Genomic DNA, 16,966 nt, shown 5'->3' with positions numbered 1-16,966 from the left:
CTGACGCCCTCCGCCGAGGCCCTGTTGGCACTGCCGAGCGTCGGGACGCTCACCACGATTCGTCCGGACGGCTCACCGCACGTCGTCACCGTCCGCTTCACCTGGGACGCCGACGCGGGACTGGCCCGCGTCCTGACGATCGACACGACACGCAAGGCGCGCAACCTGCTCGCCGCCCCGGGCGGCCGGGCCGCGATCTGCCAACCGCAGGGCGCCCGGTGGATCACCCTCGAAGGCACGGCCACACTGTCCGCCGAACCGCGCCGCGTCCACGAGGGCGTCCGCCGCTACCTCGCCCGCTACGGATCATCACCGCCGGCGCCGCCGGGACGCGTGGTCGTCGAGATCACCGTGGACCGGGTCCTGGGGATCCACTGAGCCGCCCCGACGTCCGGACCCGCGCCCGGACCGCACGGCCCGGTCGCACCGCTGCCGGGCACAGGGCCGTACGGAGAGGGCCCAGCCCGCGGCGTCACGAAAAGAACCGCCGCAGGCGGGCGAACCGGTGGCCCCGGGCACGCGTGCGTGCCCGGGCCACCCGACCCCGAGTCCGCCGGGCCGCGTTCGGCCGCGGGAGCGCGACGCGCGGCTGCCAGACCGGGTGAGCCCACAGCCGTTCGGCCGGCGGGCGGCCGACCCCACCCGACCGTCGCCTTCCGGTTCACCGACACCAGGGACACCCGCGCCCTCGAACTCCGCCGCGGCGTCGCCGTCTTCCGCGACCCCACGCCCGACGAACGCCTCGTGGGGGTGGTTGGCCTACTGGCGGGCCATGTGCATGCGCATCTCGCTCGCGGCGGGATTCCCACTGTGTCGAACCGCGGTGGAACGCTCGGCCACGGGCCCGGACGCGGGCATGCGGCGGCTGGCGCACGGCGCACGGCGCGGGGCCGAGGCCGAGGGCTCGGGGGCGCGGCTGGTGAGCGCAGGGTGGGAGCGGCCGGTCCGCGGACGTCAGGCGCCCGCCGTCCGATCCCCGCTTTGGGGTCGGCGGCGGGCGCCGCGGTGGTGCGGTCGTCGGGCCGCGGTCAGCCGGCCACGGCCTGCTTGATGAGCGCGGCAACGGCGGCGGGCTGCGAGACGTAGATCGCGTGGCTGCCCGCGACCTCGACGGTCCGGGCGCCGATCCGCTCGGCCATCGCGCGCTGGGCGGGCGGCGGGATCATGTGGTCGTCGGTGGCGACCAGGTACCAGGACGGCTTGGTACGCCAGGCCGGCGTGGAGACCGCGCCGCCCGCCGCGTCCAGCCCCCACGGCACCTGCGAGTCGGCCAGGAACTCGGCCTGCGCGAGAGGCAGGTCGCCGGCGAAGGCCTCGGCGAACTTGTCGCGGTCCAGGAGCAGGTAGCCGTCCACCGGCGGCAGGATCGGCGGGCCCACGGTGCCGGGCGGCGGGTCGGCGATCAGCGTGTTGACCGACTCGCCCTTGTCCGGGGCGAACGCCGCGATGTACGCCAGCGCCGTCACCTTCTCGTGTGTTCCGGATTCGGTGACCACCACCCCGCCGTACGAGTGCCCGACCAGCGTCACAGGCCCCGGTACGGCGTCGATCACCATGCGGGTCGCGGCCACGTCGCCCTCCAGCGACAGGGTCGGGTTCTGCACGACGGCCACGTTGTAGCCGTCGTCCTTGAGCGCCTCGTACACCCCCTGCCATCCGGAGCCGTCCACGAACCCGCCGTGGACCAGCACGACAGTCCCGCTCGGCGCGTTGTCGCTCATCATTCCTCCCGCGTTCGTCGGGCCGGCGGCTGCGGCCCGTGCTCGAACTGTAGGAACACGACCGGAGACTGTGGACCCGTCAAATGACGTAGTTCCGGGTGGTGTTACGTCACGGCCGGCCGAGGCCGCAGGGGCGTCAGGGGTTGTGCAGGTGTTCCAACGCGTCGCGTAGGCCGGCCCGCGAGGTCACACCGAGTTCGGGAAACGCCTGATACACGTGGGTTCGCCGGGCAGCACCACGGCGCCGCCGACGTGCGGTATGTCGGTCAGGAACCCGGTGAGCCGCGCCAGGTCGTACTCGCGGCCGATCAGCGATGCGTCCACCGTACGTCGCGTTCCTTTTCGTCGCCGCACAGGACGACGCACGGCGGCCGGCGACGTCGGGACCTACATGCGGACGCTGCCGCAGGCTATGTTGCCGCCCGCGACGACCGTGCCATCGCAGCTCCACTGGTCAGCCGCTTCGCGGCCCGTTGCTCGGCCTCGGAGACATGGGAGACCGGCCACTCGCCGTACCTGAGCCGGCCCACGGCTGTCGCCGATCTCATCCACCGACAGCGGCGAAACGCGGGTCGTTGACCAACCCGTCCGGGCGAAATCGACGCGGGCGTGTGTTCACACGCTTGCCGCAACCGCCTTGGCGGCCCGTTCGAGGAGGCGCTGTTCCTCGTCCGTCGTGAGCGGGACCTCCAGAACGCGCAGCCAGTCGGCGAGTTCGCCGTCGCGGAGCGGGCGGTGCTCGGTGGGCGCGTCGGCCCGGCGCACCGTGAGCGTGGCGTGGGTGATGGTGACGTGCCGGTCGGGCAGGTGGCGGGTGACCATCAGCGTGCGCTTGAAGTGCGACATCGGATGGGTGCTCGTGTAGTAGTGACCGATCTCGACGTCGACGGGCAGCACGGCCAGTTCGTCGGTGGAGTGCATCATCAGCCAGGCGTCGTCGCGCCGGCGGCGCATCTCCCACACTCCGTCGGAGTGGTCGACGCGGTAGTGCCAGCCGAGGTATTCGTCCTGCGCGCCGTCCGCCAGCGGGATCGGGCGCAGCACGCTCATCCCGAATCCCGGGTCGCACAGCAGCCGCTGCCCGTCCAGCGCCACTTCGACGACCATGTGGGTGCGGCCCTGCAGGCTGCCGTCCGCCGGGTCGCCGACACGCCCGAGGTGGCGGCGTACGTCATAGCCCAGCCGCTCCAGTACGGCCGCGAACAGCGTCGAGTGCTCGAAGCAGTAGCCGCCCCGGCCCCGGCCCACGAACTTCTCCTGTACGGCCGCCAGGTCCAGGCCGCCGGGCCGCCCGAGGAACACGTCGATGTTGTCGAACGTGAACGTCCGTACGTGCGCCTCGTGCAACTCGTCCAGCGCCTCCCGCCCCGGCGTCCGCGCCGGGAGGCCGAGCCGCGCGAGGTAGCCGTCGAGGTCGAGCCCGCCCACCTGCCAAAGATCAGTACTCACGCGGCCAGTCAACCAGTGCCCGGCTCCGGCCTGCCTCGAGGGTGTCGACGAGGAGGTCGTGCGGACGTCACCGCCGAAGTGGTCGGCGCGGACGACGCCGTCGACCTCGCGGTGGGCGAACGTGCTCGCCACCTGTGACGGGCGGGGACCGGGCACCGGCGGTCAAAGGTGTCGAAGGGCCCGCGTCCAGTGGCCGGAAATGCTCGGTCGACGTGGTTGGTTCGGCATGACCGGGCTTCGCGAAATGCCGAAATGGGGCATATAGGCGTGAAGTTGAGTTCGGTCAGCGCGTCCGGGTGTGAGACGACGGCCAAAAAATGCCGTGTTGTAGGAAATCGTTATACCCAAGCAAGGCGGATAAAGCGGATATCTACTGCTACTCGGACAATTCTATCTTGACGTGGAACTCTCCGTGATGGGAATCTCGGCTGCCCTCATCGAGGGTCTTTTCGGTTTCGGGGGGACGAAACGGTCTTTCGGGCGAGCGTGTCGAGGGGTCTCGGCTGCGTTCGTGTGCCGGGTGACACGAACGATCCCCTGGGCCGCAACTTACTTCTGCCCAAGAGGTATCGCCATGTCTTCGCCTTCCAAAGCCACACGTTGGGCCACCGCGCTCGCCGTGCCGCTCGTCCTGGCCGCCGGCACGGCGCCGGCCTTCGCCACCGGCGACACGTACACCGTAAACCTGCACCAGAAGCTCCCACTGACCGCCACCAGCGATGGGGTGGAGCGGGGCGAGTGCCCGAACACGATCCCCGCCGACAAGGACGGGTGGCACTTCGTGCTTCCCACGAACGGGACGTCCTTCGTCAAGCTGACCGTGACGTTCCAGCCCGGCGGCCAGCAGGTGATCACCACCTTCGGTCCTCCCACCGACAAGCACGCGTACGTCGCGTCGCCGGCCGGGGCCACGCTGACCTCCGCGGTCGCCCAGGTCAAGGGCGGCGAGGTGAAGTGGTTCAACCTGTCGCACGCCTGCCCGGCCAAGCCGCCGACGACGCCGCCGACCACCAAGCCCCCGACGACCAACCCGCCGACCACCGCGCCGCCGACCACCGCGGCTCCCTCGACCAGCAAGCCGCCGGTCGACGGCACGAAGACCCCCGCGCCCGTCACCTCGTCGGCCGGTACCGGTAGTCCTTCGTCGTCCGCGTCGCCGACCGCCTCGGACTCGGTCGCCCCGACGGCTTCGAAGCCCGCGACCGGGGGCGGCGGCAAGTCGCTCGCGCAGACCGGCACGGTCGCGGTGGGCGGACTCCTCGCCACCGCCGCGGTCCTGGTCGGCGGCGGCATCCTGTTGCGCAGGCGCCGGGGCAACCACGCCGCCTGACGGTCCGAACCGGGCCCGACCGTGTACGGCGGACCCTGTCGATCGACCCGTCCCGCCGAGCCGATGCTCGGCGGGACGGGTGCCCTAGACCTGTGCCGCGGCCAGTGCGTGCGACGGGTCGTAGGTGGCGATGGAGCGGCGGATGTCGTCCGCGTACTCGGTCTCCCACCACGGCACGGTGCGCACCAGCGTGGGGCGCGAGCCGCTGATCTGGACGAAGGCCCGGCCGCGGGGCATCGACATCAGGTCGGCCGCGTCCAGCACGGCCTCCGACCGGGACGCCCGGCTGATGCCGCGGTGGTCGCCGAACTTGTGGCTGGTGCTGGTCGTTCGCGGTTCGAAGACACCGGCGGACTTGGCCAGGCTCTCCAGGAACGACACGTCGGAGACGCCGCCCCCGTACACCCGGACGTTCGCCGAACCCCACAACTTCGACATGCCGTTGTCGCCCCACACCGAGACGCCCTGGGCCCAGGACTGGAGGATCACCATCACGATCACACCACGCGAACCGAAGTGCGTGTACTTGTCGGGAAGCGCCTTCCACGGGCACACGTTCGCGGCCTCGTCCAGGACGAACAACGCCGGGATCGGGAGCCGCCCGTTGGGCGAGTCACGGGAGTAGTTCCCCGCCTCCTCGGCCAGGATCGTGGTCAGCGCCATCACCAACGGGGAGGCGATCTTGTTGCTCTCCTCGGACAGCAGGTAGAGGGTGTCCGACGGCGAGCGTACGAACGCCTTGAAGTCGAACTCGGGCCGTGAGGGGTCGCTCCCCGGCGTCACCCATTCGTTGATGTTCTCGGCCACCAGGAACGAGGCCATCTGGATCGCGGTGCCGTACACACCGGCGCGCTGCCGGTCCGGTTGGCCGATCACCGACTCGACGGCCTCCGCCGGGAGACGGTGGCCGGCGTCGCGCAGGATCCGCACCGGCGTGTCGTCGGTGGGCCGGGTCAACCACACGTACACCTGGGTGATCGGACGCCTGTCGATCGACGCCGCCAGCAACAGGTTGGCGAACAGGTCCTGTGCGGCGGGCTCGAAGTACGCGTCGCTGCGCGCGTGGTCCTGGCGGTTGGCGGAGACGAAGCGGGCGGCGAGCTTGACGGCCTTGACGATGCTGTCCTCGACGTAGCTCAGCGGGTTCCACCAGAACACCGGTTTGCCGCCGGCCTGGTTCTGCGGGTCGAAGATGTAGACCGTGCCCTTGGCCTCACGAATGCCACGCGTGGCGTCGACCACGTCGCGCTTGTTGGAGGTGACGACCACCGCGCCCGGCGCCGCGACGATGTTCGGGATGGCCCTGGTGGCCGTCTTACCGGTACGCGGACCCCAGATGTCGACGTGCATGTCCTCCCACGAACCCCACAGCTCGTCCCCGCCCCGCACCGTCCGGCCGATGAACACGCCCGGTGTGGTCCCCTTCGCGACGCCGAGCTTCTCCGCCGTACGCCTCACCTGAGGCGTCAGGGACGGTCGCAGTTCCTTGGGTGAGGCCAGGTAGCGGTTGGCCAGGTCGATCCGCTCGCGACTGCCCCTGGACTTGTTCCGCACCGACCAGCCGATCACCACCAGGACGAGTACTCCGAGGACCTCCGCGACCAGGAAGACGGTCGCCAGGGCACCCGGCCACCGGTAGTCGCCGATGATCAGGCGCACCCCCAGGACGAGCGGATTCGGACCGGGATGCTCGGACGGCCCCCCGCCCCACGACGCCGCCAACCAGGCCATCACGTGCAGCGCCACCAACGTGACGATGCCGAGCAGGAAAACCAACGCCTCGAGTTCGACGTTGGGCCCTCTACGCCTTTGTGTGGCGCTCATGCGTTACCCCTTGATCCCGAATGCGGCGATGGCGATCCCGGTCGGCGGCTCATGTGTCATGTCGCCTTCCCGGGGTCGGCACGGGATGCAGGTATCGGTGACCGGGTGTGGATGTGGTCATGCCGCGGCGAGTTCGTGCATGCGGTCATGCCGCGGCGAGTTCGTCGAGGAGGCCGTGCCGGGTCGGTATCCATCCGAGTTCGGTGCGGGCCTTGGCGTTGCTCGCGGCCTGGTCCAGCATGAGTGCCTCGACCATGACGTTCCGATACCGCTGTGCGTCGGCCGGGTCCCACTCCTGAACCCGCGCGCCGTGCTGGTCGGCCACGGCCTTGGCGGCCTCCCGCACACGCACGGGTTCTTCGTTCGCGCCGAGGTAGACGGAGCCGGCCGGGGCGCGCTCCACCGCCAGGGCGTACAGGTCGCCGAGATCGTCGGCGTGGACCACCGCCCATCGGTTCGACCCGTCGCCGAAGTGCCGCACGGCCTTGTGGCCGTCTGCGTCTTGGGGAGCCAGGAGCATCGGAACGTAGCCCCGACCCCCGCCGTAGACCAGGCCGGGTCGGATCCGGACGGTACGCACACCCCGCGACGCGGCCTCGGCGAGGATTTCCTCGACCGCCGGGCGCCAGGCCACCACCATCGGCGGGGCGAGCGGAGACGCCTCGGTCAACGGCGTGGACCCCACGTTCCCGTGCAGCCACAGGCCGCTGGTGTAGACGAGCGGCTTGTCGGTTCCCGTGAACGCCTCGACCAGGGCACCGACCGTTGTGCGGTCGAGTTCGCCGGCCCGTTCGTCGTTGCTCGACGCCGCGTGCACGGCGGCGTCCACGCCGCCCGCCGCCTCGGTCAGCGCACCGGCCTCGAAGAGGTCCGCGGTGAACGTCTCGACGCCTTCCGGCGCGGGGGAGCGGCTGCCCGCGGTGGTGGTCGCGACGACGGTGTGGCCCTGCCGCAGCAGTGACCGCGTGACCGCGCTTCCGATCGTTCCGGACGCACCGGTGACGAGTACACGCATGATCGCTCCCGTTTTCTAACAACGTTAGATTTCGACAGTAGACCATCCCCTCCAGCTTGTCTAACATCGTTAGCAAGCGAGAACGAGGAGCATCGAATGCCGGCGGGGCAGTACAGGATCAAGGGCACGGCGGACGAGCGGGCCCAGGCCAGGGAGCAGCTGCGTACCGAACTGCTGACGGCTGCCCGGGAGATCGCAGACGAGTCCGGCGGCTTCGAGAAGGTGACCATGCGCGCGGTCGCCGACCGGGTCGGCTACACCGCACCGATCCTCTACCAGTCCTTCGCCAACAAGCAGGCGCTCCTGATCGGACTCCTCGACGTCGGCTTCGCCGAACTCGCCGACCGCCTGGACCGAGCCCAATGCCCCGAACCTCGAGACGGCACCACGAGCGCACTGGGCCGGGTCGCCGCCGCCTACTGGGAGTTCGCCTCCGGCAACCCGCACCTGTACCGGCTCATGCACAGCCTCCCCGACGTCCCGTTCGGGACCCCGGACGCCCCACCCTCGGCCGCCCGATGCTTCGTGGTCCTCAAGAGCGCGGTCCAGGCGGGGGCAGCGGACCACCCCGCCACCGCCTACGACGACGACGCGGCCACCGATCTGCTGTGGGCCCAGATGCACGGCCTCGTCAGCCTCATGCTCGACGGCCGCATGAAAGGAGGCCGCGCCCGCGGACGCGACCTCCTCGAAATACTGACCGACACCTTCCCAACGGCCACGCGCACACAGGGCCCCCACTCGAGCCGCTGACCCGACGTCACCCGACCTCTTATCGCAGGTCGGGACATTGAAGGGGCCTGCCGGGCAGGGCAGGGCACAGACGTGCGGATGGCCTCGGTCGGGCCGCTCACCGTCGTGGATTCGGGCGCGGCCCCGACCGATTCCCCCAGGCGCCCTCGCCGCGCCGTGCCACTGCCCCGCCGGCCGTCGCGCGCCGCCGCGTTGCCGCCGCCCGCCGCCGGCACCGCCCACGGCGCCGGCGATCGTCAGCGCGCGTCGGTGCGGCGCAGGGATGTGGGCAGGAAACCGCCGCCGTCGACCTCGAACGCGTAACCCCGGGTGAAGTAGGGGACGTTGCTGTCCATGAAGGTGATCACATCGATCCGCTTCATCAATTCCTCCTCCGCCGCGGTCCATTCGGCGCAGCCCGAGGTGTCCGGCTTGGCCATCGCGAGCGCGGTCAGGCGCTGGTACTCCGGGTTCTGCACGGAACCGAAGTTGAGGCCCTCGGGCGGCTTGGTCCCGGAGAAGAACGGGAGCATCTGGTCGGGCGTGCTCAGTGACAGCGGCGCCCAGGCCACGTCCCACTGGCCGGCCATCAGTGTGGACACCTTCGCCGCCGGGGTCGTCGGCTGGAGGGTCACCTTCACGCCGAACGACTTCCACTGCTTGACCGCCAGCTCGGCGGCCGCGACGACCTGGGTGCCGGACAGGCCCGGGTAGGGCACGGTGATGGACAGTTGCCGCCCGTCCTTGGTCCAGTACCCACCGGACTTCCTCCACCCGGCGGTGCTCAGCAGCTCGGCGGCGCGGTCCACGTCGTGCGTCGGCAGGTTGGCGGTGACCGAGTCGGTCGGACAGGGCGGGGACATCGCGGTGCCCAGCCGGGTCGGCCGCACACCCTTGCCGCCGGTGGCGACCGCGCCGAGTTGCCGGAGGTCGATCGCGGTGACCAGCGCCCGACGCACCTGCGGATCGGCGGTGACTCGATTCGGATCCTCGTTGAACAACAATTGGCCGAGCGGGTCCTGCATGGCCGTGGACTTGATCCCGGCCGCGGCCAGCCGGGACCGGTCGGGGCCGACCACCGTCGTGACGTCCAACTGGCCGCTCAGGAGCAGATTGGTCCGGGTGGACTCGTTGCCGATCACCTTGAAGACCACCCGGTCCGGGGTGAGGGCGTTGTCCACGCCGTCCGGACCCCAGGTGTAGCCCTGCCGCTTGGTGAAGGTGAAGTGGTCGCCCGGTACCGCCTCGGTCAGCCGGTAGGGCCCGGTCCCGTCGGAGGCGCCGTCCAGCCTGCCCTGCGCGCGCATGCCGGAGGGACACACCAGTTGCAGCGTCGCGGCATTGCGCAGCAGGAAGGGTGTGGGCTCCGGCGTCTTGAGCGTCAAGGTACCGGCGGCGTCGTCGGCGGAGACGGTGAGGCCCGTGGGCACGATCATGCCGAGCATGGGCGACGCGTTGGCCGGCTCGGCGATGTAGGCGTATTGCGCCGCGATCGCGGAGGCGGTCAACGGCGTACCGTCGTCGCATGTCACGCCGCGCTTGAGGGTGAAGCTCGCGGTGGTCGCATCGGATGTCCACTTCTCGGCGACACCGGAGACGATGCGCCCGTCGGGCTGGATGTTGAGCAGCCCGTCGTACGAGAAGCGGTTCAGCATGAACGCGCTCGCGTTCAGCGCGGTGAGCGGATTCAGGCCACCGGGATCGGCGATGACCCCGACGGTCAGCGTATCGCCGTCGCCGGCGGCACCACCCCCATCGCTCCCACCGCATCCGGCGGCGAGCAGACCCAGGACGAGGGTTCCCACGACCCCACGCGAGACGCGTCTCATCGCGCGCCTCCCGGGAAATGCCCGGCGACCGGGAAGCGCTCGGCGACCGCGAAGCGCTCGGCGACCGCGAAGCGCTCGGCGACCGGGAAGCGCTCGGCGACCGCGTCCGGGAAGAGCCCGGCCGCGGCGGGCCCGGTGCCGAGTCCCGCACCCGACTCGGCGCCCGGTGCCCATCGGCGGTCTGCGGGCGGGGTACCCGGCAATTCGGATCGTCTCGTCACGGGAATCCTCCTCGGAGTGCGGCCTGCGCCGCTGCGGACGATCACGGTAGGCAGTGGCCGGAAACCGGGGGATCGTCGCCGCGCACGAAGAACGATCCCCGATCCTGTGCGAATCGCCGACGCCGAGCCCGGCCGGCTCCGGAATTCGCGGTCCGACGCCACGGATTCGCCCCCCCCGAGCGCACCGCAGGCAGCGTCTTTACACCTGCGTTGTACCGCCCGCAAAGCAGAACCCCCGAGGCTGTTCCCCGTCAGCGAAAGCCGAGCGGAGGGCGGGGCGCGATGGAAGGCGACCACCGCCTGTTCGGCTGGTCGGATCCGATCACCCTCGCCGTCTCAGGAGTACCAGGACGCCTCCGTCGGCCGCGACCGCCGGGGCACCTCCCGAGCGGGCATGGGCCTGCGTTCGCCATCCGCGAGCAGGACGCTCACCGGATCGCCGCCGAGAGCGCCCGGTAGCGTCACTTCGACCTCGATGCCGCGAGGCGGGTCGGTGGGCAGGGTCGCGGTCATCACTCGGGTCTGGGCGCGGTGGCCGTGGACGCGCGCGGCGGCGACCTCCTTCCCGTCCACGAGGAGCTCCAGCTCCCGCGTCCAGCCCATCCGCAGGCCCACGGTGACCGAGCAGCCGGCGTGCTCGCAATGAAAGTGATACTCGCGGCTCATATCGCCTTCCCATCGCCGGGCGAAAAGGGCCCTCCACTCCATCGTGGCACCGGACGGCGGACGCGGCAGCCCTGGATCCGCCCCCGCGACCGGCCTGCGTGCTCGTCGCGTGTCACGAGGCGGCGGTGGGCGGCACACAGGGTGCCCGGCGGCACTCGGCTGTGTCCGCGTCACCATCGAAACTGGCACTCCGCGCCGGAATACGGTCTGCCAAGCCTCTGTGGGGTTGCCTGGAGTCAGCGCGCAGGCGGCTACGGGTTGGTTGGGCGGTCGACCTGGTGCCGCATTCGCCGGGGACCGCGGAAGTCGTGGCAACTCGAGGAGCACGACCCTCCATCGCTCGGCACGTCCCGGAGCAGCGACCTGAAACGTGGAGTTGACCATGCCGGAGGCTTGTCTGCCGCTGTGGCCCCGCCGGCCCCGATCACGCGAACCGCACGTCCAGCCGGGGCGCGCAAGCCTCCCTTGATCGACAACCCCACGCGTGCTCGGCCGACGAGGACATCGCAGCGGACCTCACCCCACGAACCTCACGCCGAACGCCTCGACTTCACCCTCGCCGCATGGCATCCCGAACGCATCGGTCGCTGCCTGCCGCGCGGTGGGGGATTGAAGACATGCCCTGGCGTGGGCACGTGATCGACGAGTTCGAGTACCCGCCCATGGAGTTCGCCTTTCCCGGTCCGTTGCGTGACCGGCTCGTCGCCGCGGTGCTCGAGGGGGCCAAGACCAGTACCACCGGGATTCTCGCGGACTACGAGCACGCGGGCGAGGAACTCCCGCGAGTGGGCGACAGGTTCACCGTGGTCGACTCGCGCGGACGTGGCGTCGGTGTCGTCGAGGTCACCGAGGTTCGCGTGCTGCGGCTGGCGGACGTCGACTGGCCGCACGCCCGCGACGAGGGCGAGGGCGACACCTCGGTCGCGCAATGGCGGGCCAACCACGAGACGTTCTGGCACGGCCCCGAGATGCGGGCGGCGATGGACGACCCCGACTTCACCGTCGACGACGACACCCCGGTCGTCGCCAAACGCTTCAAACTCCTCCCACGAGGCTGACCCCGCCGAACCGCACGACCAGGTGAAGGCGATGGGGCCCCGGACGGCGTATCAGCGGCCCTGCACCCGGCGGGCGAGGGCTCGACGGTCGCCGAAGTGTCGGCCCCGGGTGGCCGTTTGGCGTCGACGCTGCACTTCGTGCTCGACGACCACGTGTGGGCTGTCGGCTCGACGGCGGTCATGGCCGATCCGGCCACTGTGACCTCGGAGCGCCTTGCCGCAGAGGCGGTCGCCGGGCGCCCGCGGATGCCGGTGGCACGGACATGCGGCCTCGACGGAGTGCCGCAGGCCCGCCTCTCACATGCGGCACCCCCTTGGGACGGCGGGCCGCTGCCGCCCGCCCGCACCCAACGGAACTCGTGGACCGCGTCCCCGAAACCGCCGGAGGGAAATCGGCGGTGGGGAATGATCTCGGGGTGGTTCCGGTTGTGATGGGCGTCGGTGAGGGTGTGCCCCCGGGCCCAACCATTGCCTCCGTGGAATACCGCTCGGCTGGAGCCACGGTGTGCCTTCCGCCGTGAGGCGGCCACCCTCACCGGCCTTCGAACTCTTCGCGGCGCCGCTCCCATCCCGGGAGCGGCGCCCTTTTCCGGTTCAGGGACACGCGCCCCACCCCCTCGTGCTCCGCTCCGGGTGCCAACTCCGGCCGGTTCCGGCCAAGTCTGCTCCGCACGCCGGGGTTTCTGCGGGACGTTCGGCGACCGGTCCGGCACGACTCCGAGTCGTTCGCCGTTCGCACCCGACCTTCGCCCGACCCCGTGTGATCTGCAGACCCGCCCACGCCCGGCCCCGAGACGGTGGACGCACGGCGTACCACACCACATCCACCCCGCCCTCTCGGACGGACAGCCGCCGTGAACCACGACACGAACCACCACGACGACACGAGCACCGCCCCGGGTTCGGAAATGGGCGGTCGATCAGGTTCTGCGCGAGATGACCATGATGTATTCGCAGGGAGCGTTCGTGCGGTTGGCGAAGCCGTGGTCCGCGTCGGCTTGGAAGAACAGGGAGTCGCCTGTGTTCAGGGTCTCGCTGATCCCGCCGATCGCGACGGTGAGGGCGCCTTCGAGCACCACGAGTTGTTTCTCCGTACCCGGCGGATAGGCGGGCAACAGCCCGGTGGAGACCTGCGCGGGGAGGTAGTGGACGACCAGCTCGGCTCCTCCCGCGCCCGGGGCCGCCGACACGATGTGGCGCTCGAAGCCGGTTTCCGGGTCACGGAACACGGGGCGATCGTTCTTGCGCATGACGACGGCCACACCGGACGCGGCAGCATCCGGCGCACCGATCAGGTCCGAGAGCGACACTTCGAGCGCGTGGGCGATCCTGGACGCGACGCCGATCGTCGGGCTCTTCTCGCCGCGTTCGACCTTGGACAACATCGCCCGGCTGACCGACGACTGTGTGGACAACTGCTCCAGCGTCAGGCCCGCCTCCTCGCGACGTCGCCGCACGTTACCGCCGAACGCGCCGGCCAGGTCGTCACCGTGCCGTGGTTCGGCCGCGTTTCCGTCTCGCTCGACCACCGTGCTCCTCGATCGATGGGTATCTCGCTGCCCACAGTGTAGGGTTTCTCCTATAGAAGATTTGGTCTTCTATCGGAGACGTGCGATGCGCGCCCGACACGACGGAGGGGTTCCATGCGTTTGATCTCGAGTGGCCGGCACCATGCCAGATTCGAATTCGGCGATCTGCAGGTGATCTCGTTGCGAGACGGGTACATCGACATGCCGCCGACACGGCTCCGGGACGAGGACGGGTGCACGCTCGACGAGCTGCCGGCCGCCGTCCCGCTGGCCGGCGACAACCTGCGGCTGTCGGTCAACGCCTTCTTCGTCACCGACGGCACCCGGTCGGTTCTCATCGACACCGGCGCGTCCAACGCCTGGCACGACCCCACCATGGGATTGATCTACGACGCGCTCGACGAAGCGGGAATCGACCGGGCGCAGGTCACCGATGTGGCCATCACCCACAAGCACGAAGACCACGTGAGCGGCCTGATCGCGCCGGACGGTTCGGAGGCGTTCACCGGACTCGAGCGCGTGTGGATCGGCGCGGGCGACACCTCGGTGTTCACGGGGCGGCTCGAGCCGATCCGCGACCGGGTCGTACCCGTATCCGAGAGGATCGCGATCAACGACTGGACCACCGCGATCCCGACACCGGGCCACACACCCGGTCACACCGTCTACGAGGTCAGGAGCAGCACCGGCCACCTTCTCGCCTGGGGCGACACCGTTCACGTTCCCACGCTCCAATTCGACCGGCCGAACGTGTCCTGGGAGCTCGACGGCAACCAGTCCCAGGCCCGCGCCGCGCGCGCGGCCCTCCTCGAACAACTGACCCAGCCACACCACTTCGTAGCCGGCGCCCACCTCGACTCACCCGGCATCGCCCGCGTAACCCCCTCCGGCGACGGTTACGCGCTGGAATACCTCGCACCACCGATCGGCTGATCGAGCCCGTCGGCTCCGGGCCGCGCTCGCGTACTCCGGCACGCCCGAGGCGGCAGCTTCGCCGCCTCGGGGGCCGACGGCGCAGACCGTCCCGGCGGTTGCGTGGCGCAGCGTCTTGCTGCGCAGGGTTGGGAACCCGCGGCGGACGCCTTCCCGCGGAACTCGCTCCGAACGTTGGACGGTTCCGCGGGCGCGCGTCCGTGGGCTCCGTCGGGCACGGCACACTCGATTCCACGGCCCTCGCCCCCGGTCCCACGTCCGCTGGTCGACGCACAGGAGTCCTTGGGATCATCGTCGGCCACGAACGAGGACGCTACCTCTCGGGCGCATCACCCGCGACCTGCTTTCATCGCGACCGACCCCACTGACCGCACCGACCCCACTGACCGCACCGACCGAAGCAGGGGCCGAACGGCAAGCTCGGCAACCGGATTCCTCGTGCCGCCGTGTGTCCGTCACCGCCCGATGGTCGAGGTCGGGGCTCGTCGATCCGCACGTCGCCGACGCGCTCCGCCGCCGCGAACACCGCAGACTCGCGTCCAGTCCCTCCCTCGACGCAGAGGAGGCCGCCATGCTCGCCGCCGGCGATGCCCCGGACGTCCTCGCCCTGCTGGCCGCCAATCCGCGAACCCCGCGCCCGATCCTGCGCGAGCTGAGCCGCCGGCGCGCATCGCGCGGCGCCCGAGCCATCCGCACCGCCGCCACGCATACCCTCCGCCGCACAACCCGAGCCGAAGAACCCCCTCCCGCCCCCTGACACATTCGGTCCGTGCGAGGCGACCGCCGATGAGCGCCGGTATCCGTGCCGTCGAGGGTCGGATGTCGCCCAACTCTGGTCCAGACCAATTTGGTTCAGACCATTGACCAGTGGTTCGGACCTTTCCTAGGCTCATGCAGCCGCGACGGGTATGTCGAAGCTCACGACGCGCCCGCGTGGCGGCGCAGCGTCCCCGCACGTTCGGACCGAGTTCGAGGAGTTCCCTTGAGCACAGGCACCGCACGACCCGTCACGCACCCGCGAGACCCCGATCGGCCGGGCACCAGGCGCGGTCGTATGCTCATCGCTCTGCTCACGGCCCTGTTGTTGCCTCTGGGGGCCATGGTCGGCCTGACCGGGACGGCCCATGCCGAGGGCACCGGCAGCTCGGAGACGTCCGACCGGGGCTCCGGCTGGGGCAGGGACCGGCCGCCGACCGCGCCGGGCAGGCCCCACGCGAGCCACGTCACCGACACGTCGGTCAAGCTCTCCTGGCGCGCGGCCAGGGACGACCGGGGCGTGCGCAACTACGATGTGCTGCGCGACGGCGTCAAGGTCGCCACCGTTCGACACACCTCCTATGTCGACCGCGGTCTCAACAGCGGCACCGGCTACACCTACACCGTCGTCGCGCGCGACACGAGGGACCAGGTCGGTCCCGCCAGTGCCCCTCTGAAGGTGCGTACCACCGGCGAAGCGAAGATCAAGCTGGGCTACTTCACCAACTGGGGCCCCTACCTGGCCAAGAACATCGACACGTCCGGAACGGCCCGCAACATCACCCACATCAACTATGCGTTCGGCAACGTCGAGGGCGGCAAGTGCGTGGTCGGCGATCCCTGGGCCGACTACCAGAGGCCCTTCACCGCGGCCGACAGCGTCGACGGGGTCGCCGACACCCCGGAGCAGCCGCTGAAGGGCCACTTCAACCAACTGCGCGAGCTGAAGAAGAAGTACCCGCACATCAAGATCCTCTACTCGTTCGGCGGCTGGACCTGGTCCGGCGGCTTCACCGAGGCCGTGCAGAACCCGGCCGCGTTCGCCGAGTCGTGCCACAGCGTGGTCGAAGACCCGCGCTGGGCCGACGTGTTCGACGGCATCGACCTGGACTGGGAGTACCCGAACGCGTGCGGTCTGACCTGTGACGCGAGCGGCTTCGGGTCGATCAAGACCCTGTTGGACGCCACGCGCGCCCGCTTCGGCACCGGCAACCTGGTCACCGCCGCCATCACGGCCGACGCCTCCCCGGGCGGCAGGCTCGACGTCGCCGACTACGGCGGCGCCTCGGGGGCCGTGGACTGGTACAACGTGATGACGTACGACTTCTTCGGGCCGTGGATGGCGCAGGGCCCGACCGCCCCGCACTCGCCGCTGACGTCGTACCCGGGCATCCCCGTGCCGAGCTTCAACTCGGCCGACGCCATCGCCAAGCTCCGGGGGAAGGGCGTACCCGCGAAGAAGCTGCTGCTCGGTATTCCCTTCTACGGCCACGGCTGGACGGGCGTCACCCAGAGCGAACCGGGCGGCACCGCGACCGCGCCCGCGTCGGGTGACGGAAGCTACCGCGCGCTCAAGGTTCGCTGCCCCGCCACCGGGCTGGCCGGCGGCACCTCGTACGGCCACTGCGGCAACGAATGGTGGGGCTACGACACCCCGGCCAGCCTCGCCGTCAAGACGAAGTGGGCCAAGGAACAGAAGCTGGGCGGCGCCTTCTTCTGGGAGCTGAGCGGCGACACCGAGAACGGCGAACTCGCCGCCGCCCTCAACGGCGGACTGGGATAACCCACCCGCCCCATCCGCGCTCGGTCGCGGCCGGCCCCGATGGGGGCACGCCGGTGTCGTTCGAGTTCGGGTACGGCGACGTGCCGTACCACAGGAAGTTGCCGTAGCCGTAGCCCACAT

At 70.5% G+C, this 16,966-nt stretch carries 15 protein-coding genes; 6 read left to right on the top strand and 9 right to left on the bottom strand.

Translation table 11 applies throughout. The features are described 5' to 3' along the window. Nucleotides 1-378, top strand: coding sequence for a pyridoxamine 5'-phosphate oxidase family protein (locus tag ACWCPW_RS49045; RefSeq protein WP_449768167.1), 378 nt, complete (start codon nucleotides 1-3; stop codon nucleotides 376-378). A 650-nt stretch (nucleotides 379-1,028) separates the two neighbouring features. On the opposite strand, the gene ACWCPW_RS49040 is transcribed toward ACWCPW_RS49045, so the two are convergent. From ACWCPW_RS49040 to ACWCPW_RS49030, 3 genes are all read right to left on the bottom strand, one after another. After that, the gene (locus tag ACWCPW_RS49040) at nucleotides 1,029-1,721 is read right to left on the bottom strand and encodes an alpha/beta fold hydrolase (protein WP_449768155.1); all 693 of its coding nucleotides are present in this window, start codon (nucleotides 1,719-1,721) and stop codon (nucleotides 1,029-1,031) included. 186 nt (nucleotides 1,722-1,907) lie between these two features. Continuing rightward, complete coding sequence (locus tag ACWCPW_RS49035; protein ID WP_449768154.1) at nucleotides 1,908-2,045, bottom strand: hypothetical protein; 138 nt, start codon at nucleotides 2,043-2,045, stop codon at nucleotides 1,908-1,910. A 291-nt stretch (nucleotides 2,046-2,336) separates the two neighbouring features. Continuing rightward, on the bottom strand, nucleotides 2,337-3,170 hold the full coding sequence (locus ACWCPW_RS49030; protein ID WP_449768153.1) for an arylamine N-acetyltransferase family protein: 834 nt from the start codon (nucleotides 3,168-3,170) through the stop codon (nucleotides 2,337-2,339). 574 nt (nucleotides 3,171-3,744) lie between these two features. On the opposite strand from ACWCPW_RS49030, the gene ACWCPW_RS49025 reads away from it, so the two are divergent. Then, nucleotides 3,745-4,500 (top strand): LPXTG cell wall anchor domain-containing protein, encoded by a 756-nt coding sequence (locus tag ACWCPW_RS49025; protein ID WP_449768152.1) that lies wholly within the window; start codon nucleotides 3,745-3,747, stop codon nucleotides 4,498-4,500. Between the two features lie 84 nt (nucleotides 4,501-4,584). Here ACWCPW_RS49025 and ACWCPW_RS49020 read toward each other — a convergent pair whose 3' ends face one another. Continuing rightward, nucleotides 4,585-6,324 (bottom strand): type IV secretory system conjugative DNA transfer family protein, encoded by a 1,740-nt coding sequence (locus ACWCPW_RS49020; protein WP_449768151.1) that lies wholly within the window; start codon nucleotides 6,322-6,324, stop codon nucleotides 4,585-4,587. Nucleotides 6,325-6,469: 145 nt separating this feature from the next. Next, nucleotides 6,470-7,339, bottom strand: coding sequence for an NAD-dependent epimerase/dehydratase family protein (locus tag ACWCPW_RS49015; protein WP_449768150.1), 870 nt, complete (start codon nucleotides 7,337-7,339; stop codon nucleotides 6,470-6,472). Between the two features lie 96 nt (nucleotides 7,340-7,435). On the opposite strand from ACWCPW_RS49015, the gene ACWCPW_RS49010 reads away from it, so the two are divergent. After that, a complete protein-coding gene (locus ACWCPW_RS49010; protein WP_449768149.1) occupies nucleotides 7,436-8,092 on the top strand; it encodes a TetR/AcrR family transcriptional regulator in 657 nt (218 codons plus the stop codon). Between the two features lie 236 nt (nucleotides 8,093-8,328). Here ACWCPW_RS49010 and ACWCPW_RS49005 read toward each other — a convergent pair whose 3' ends face one another. The 3 genes from ACWCPW_RS49005 to ACWCPW_RS48995 all read right to left on the bottom strand — a co-directional run bounded on the left by ACWCPW_RS49005 (nucleotide 8,329) and on the right by ACWCPW_RS48995 (nucleotide 10,787). Continuing rightward, nucleotides 8,329-9,876 carry an ABC transporter substrate-binding protein gene (locus tag ACWCPW_RS49005; protein ID WP_449768148.1) on the bottom strand — a complete coding sequence of 516 codons (1,548 nt, stop codon included), beginning with the start codon at nucleotides 9,874-9,876 and terminating at the stop codon, nucleotides 8,329-8,331. Between the two features lie 20 nt (nucleotides 9,877-9,896). After that, on the bottom strand, nucleotides 9,897-10,121 hold the full coding sequence (locus ACWCPW_RS49000) for a hypothetical protein (RefSeq protein ID WP_449768147.1): 225 nt from the start codon (nucleotides 10,119-10,121) through the stop codon (nucleotides 9,897-9,899). A 336-nt stretch (nucleotides 10,122-10,457) separates the two neighbouring features. Then, nucleotides 10,458-10,787: a hypothetical protein gene (locus ACWCPW_RS48995; protein ID WP_449768146.1), complete on the bottom strand. Its 330-nt coding sequence runs from the start codon at nucleotides 10,785-10,787 to the stop codon at nucleotides 10,458-10,460. A 617-nt stretch (nucleotides 10,788-11,404) separates the two neighbouring features. On the opposite strand from ACWCPW_RS48995, the gene ACWCPW_RS48990 reads away from it, so the two are divergent. Next, entirely contained in the window at nucleotides 11,405-11,845 is a 441-nt protein-coding gene (locus ACWCPW_RS48990) for an ASCH domain-containing protein (protein ID WP_449768145.1), read from the top strand. A gap of 920 nt (nucleotides 11,846-12,765) precedes the next feature. On the opposite strand, the gene ACWCPW_RS48985 is transcribed toward ACWCPW_RS48990, so the two are convergent. Then, a complete protein-coding gene (locus tag ACWCPW_RS48985; RefSeq protein ID WP_449768144.1) occupies nucleotides 12,766-13,374 on the bottom strand; it encodes a helix-turn-helix domain-containing protein in 609 nt (202 codons plus the stop codon). A gap of 114 nt (nucleotides 13,375-13,488) precedes the next feature. Between ACWCPW_RS48985 and ACWCPW_RS48980 the strand changes: the two genes are divergently transcribed. Continuing rightward, entirely contained in the window at nucleotides 13,489-14,307 is an 819-nt protein-coding gene (locus ACWCPW_RS48980; RefSeq protein WP_449768143.1) for an MBL fold metallo-hydrolase, read from the top strand. A gap of 1,054 nt (nucleotides 14,308-15,361) precedes the next feature. Next, nucleotides 15,362-16,846, top strand: a complete 1,485-nt coding sequence (locus ACWCPW_RS48975; protein ID WP_449768142.1) for a glycosyl hydrolase family 18 protein — start codon at nucleotides 15,362-15,364, stop codon at nucleotides 16,844-16,846. Nucleotides 16,847-16,966: the final 120 nt, after the last annotated feature.

Source organism: Embleya sp. NPDC001921, assembly GCF_053594475.1.
This window is presented reverse-complemented; position numbering and strand designations above follow the sequence as displayed.

Bases quoted from the DNA above. Each gene is read 5' to 3' on its own strand.
- ACWCPW_RS48995 (WP_449768146.1), bottom strand. From the start codon at position 10,787: ATGAGCCGCGAGTATCACTTTCATTGCGAGCACGCCGGCTGCTCGGTC.
- ACWCPW_RS49025 (WP_449768152.1), top strand. From the start codon at position 3,745: ATGTCTTCGCCTTCCAAAGCCACACGTTGGGCCACCGCGCTCGCCGTG.
- ACWCPW_RS48975 (WP_449768142.1), top strand. From the start codon at position 15,362: ATGCTCATCGCTCTGCTCACGGCCCTGTTGTTGCCTCTGGGGGCCATG.
- ACWCPW_RS48990 (WP_449768145.1), top strand. From the start codon at position 11,405: ATGCCCTGGCGTGGGCACGTGATCGACGAGTTCGAGTACCCGCCCATG.
- ACWCPW_RS49015 (WP_449768150.1), bottom strand. From the start codon at position 7,339: ATGCGTGTACTCGTCACCGGTGCGTCCGGAACGATCGGAAGCGCGGTC.
- ACWCPW_RS49020 (WP_449768151.1), bottom strand. From the start codon at position 6,324: ATGAGCGCCACACAAAGGCGTAGAGGGCCCAACGTCGAACTCGAGGCG.
- ACWCPW_RS49010 (WP_449768149.1), top strand. From the start codon at position 7,436: ATGCCGGCGGGGCAGTACAGGATCAAGGGCACGGCGGACGAGCGGGCC.
- ACWCPW_RS48980 (WP_449768143.1), top strand. From the start codon at position 13,489: ATGCGTTTGATCTCGAGTGGCCGGCACCATGCCAGATTCGAATTCGGC.
- ACWCPW_RS49040 (WP_449768155.1), bottom strand. From the start codon at position 1,721: ATGAGCGACAACGCGCCGAGCGGGACTGTCGTGCTGGTCCACGGCGGG.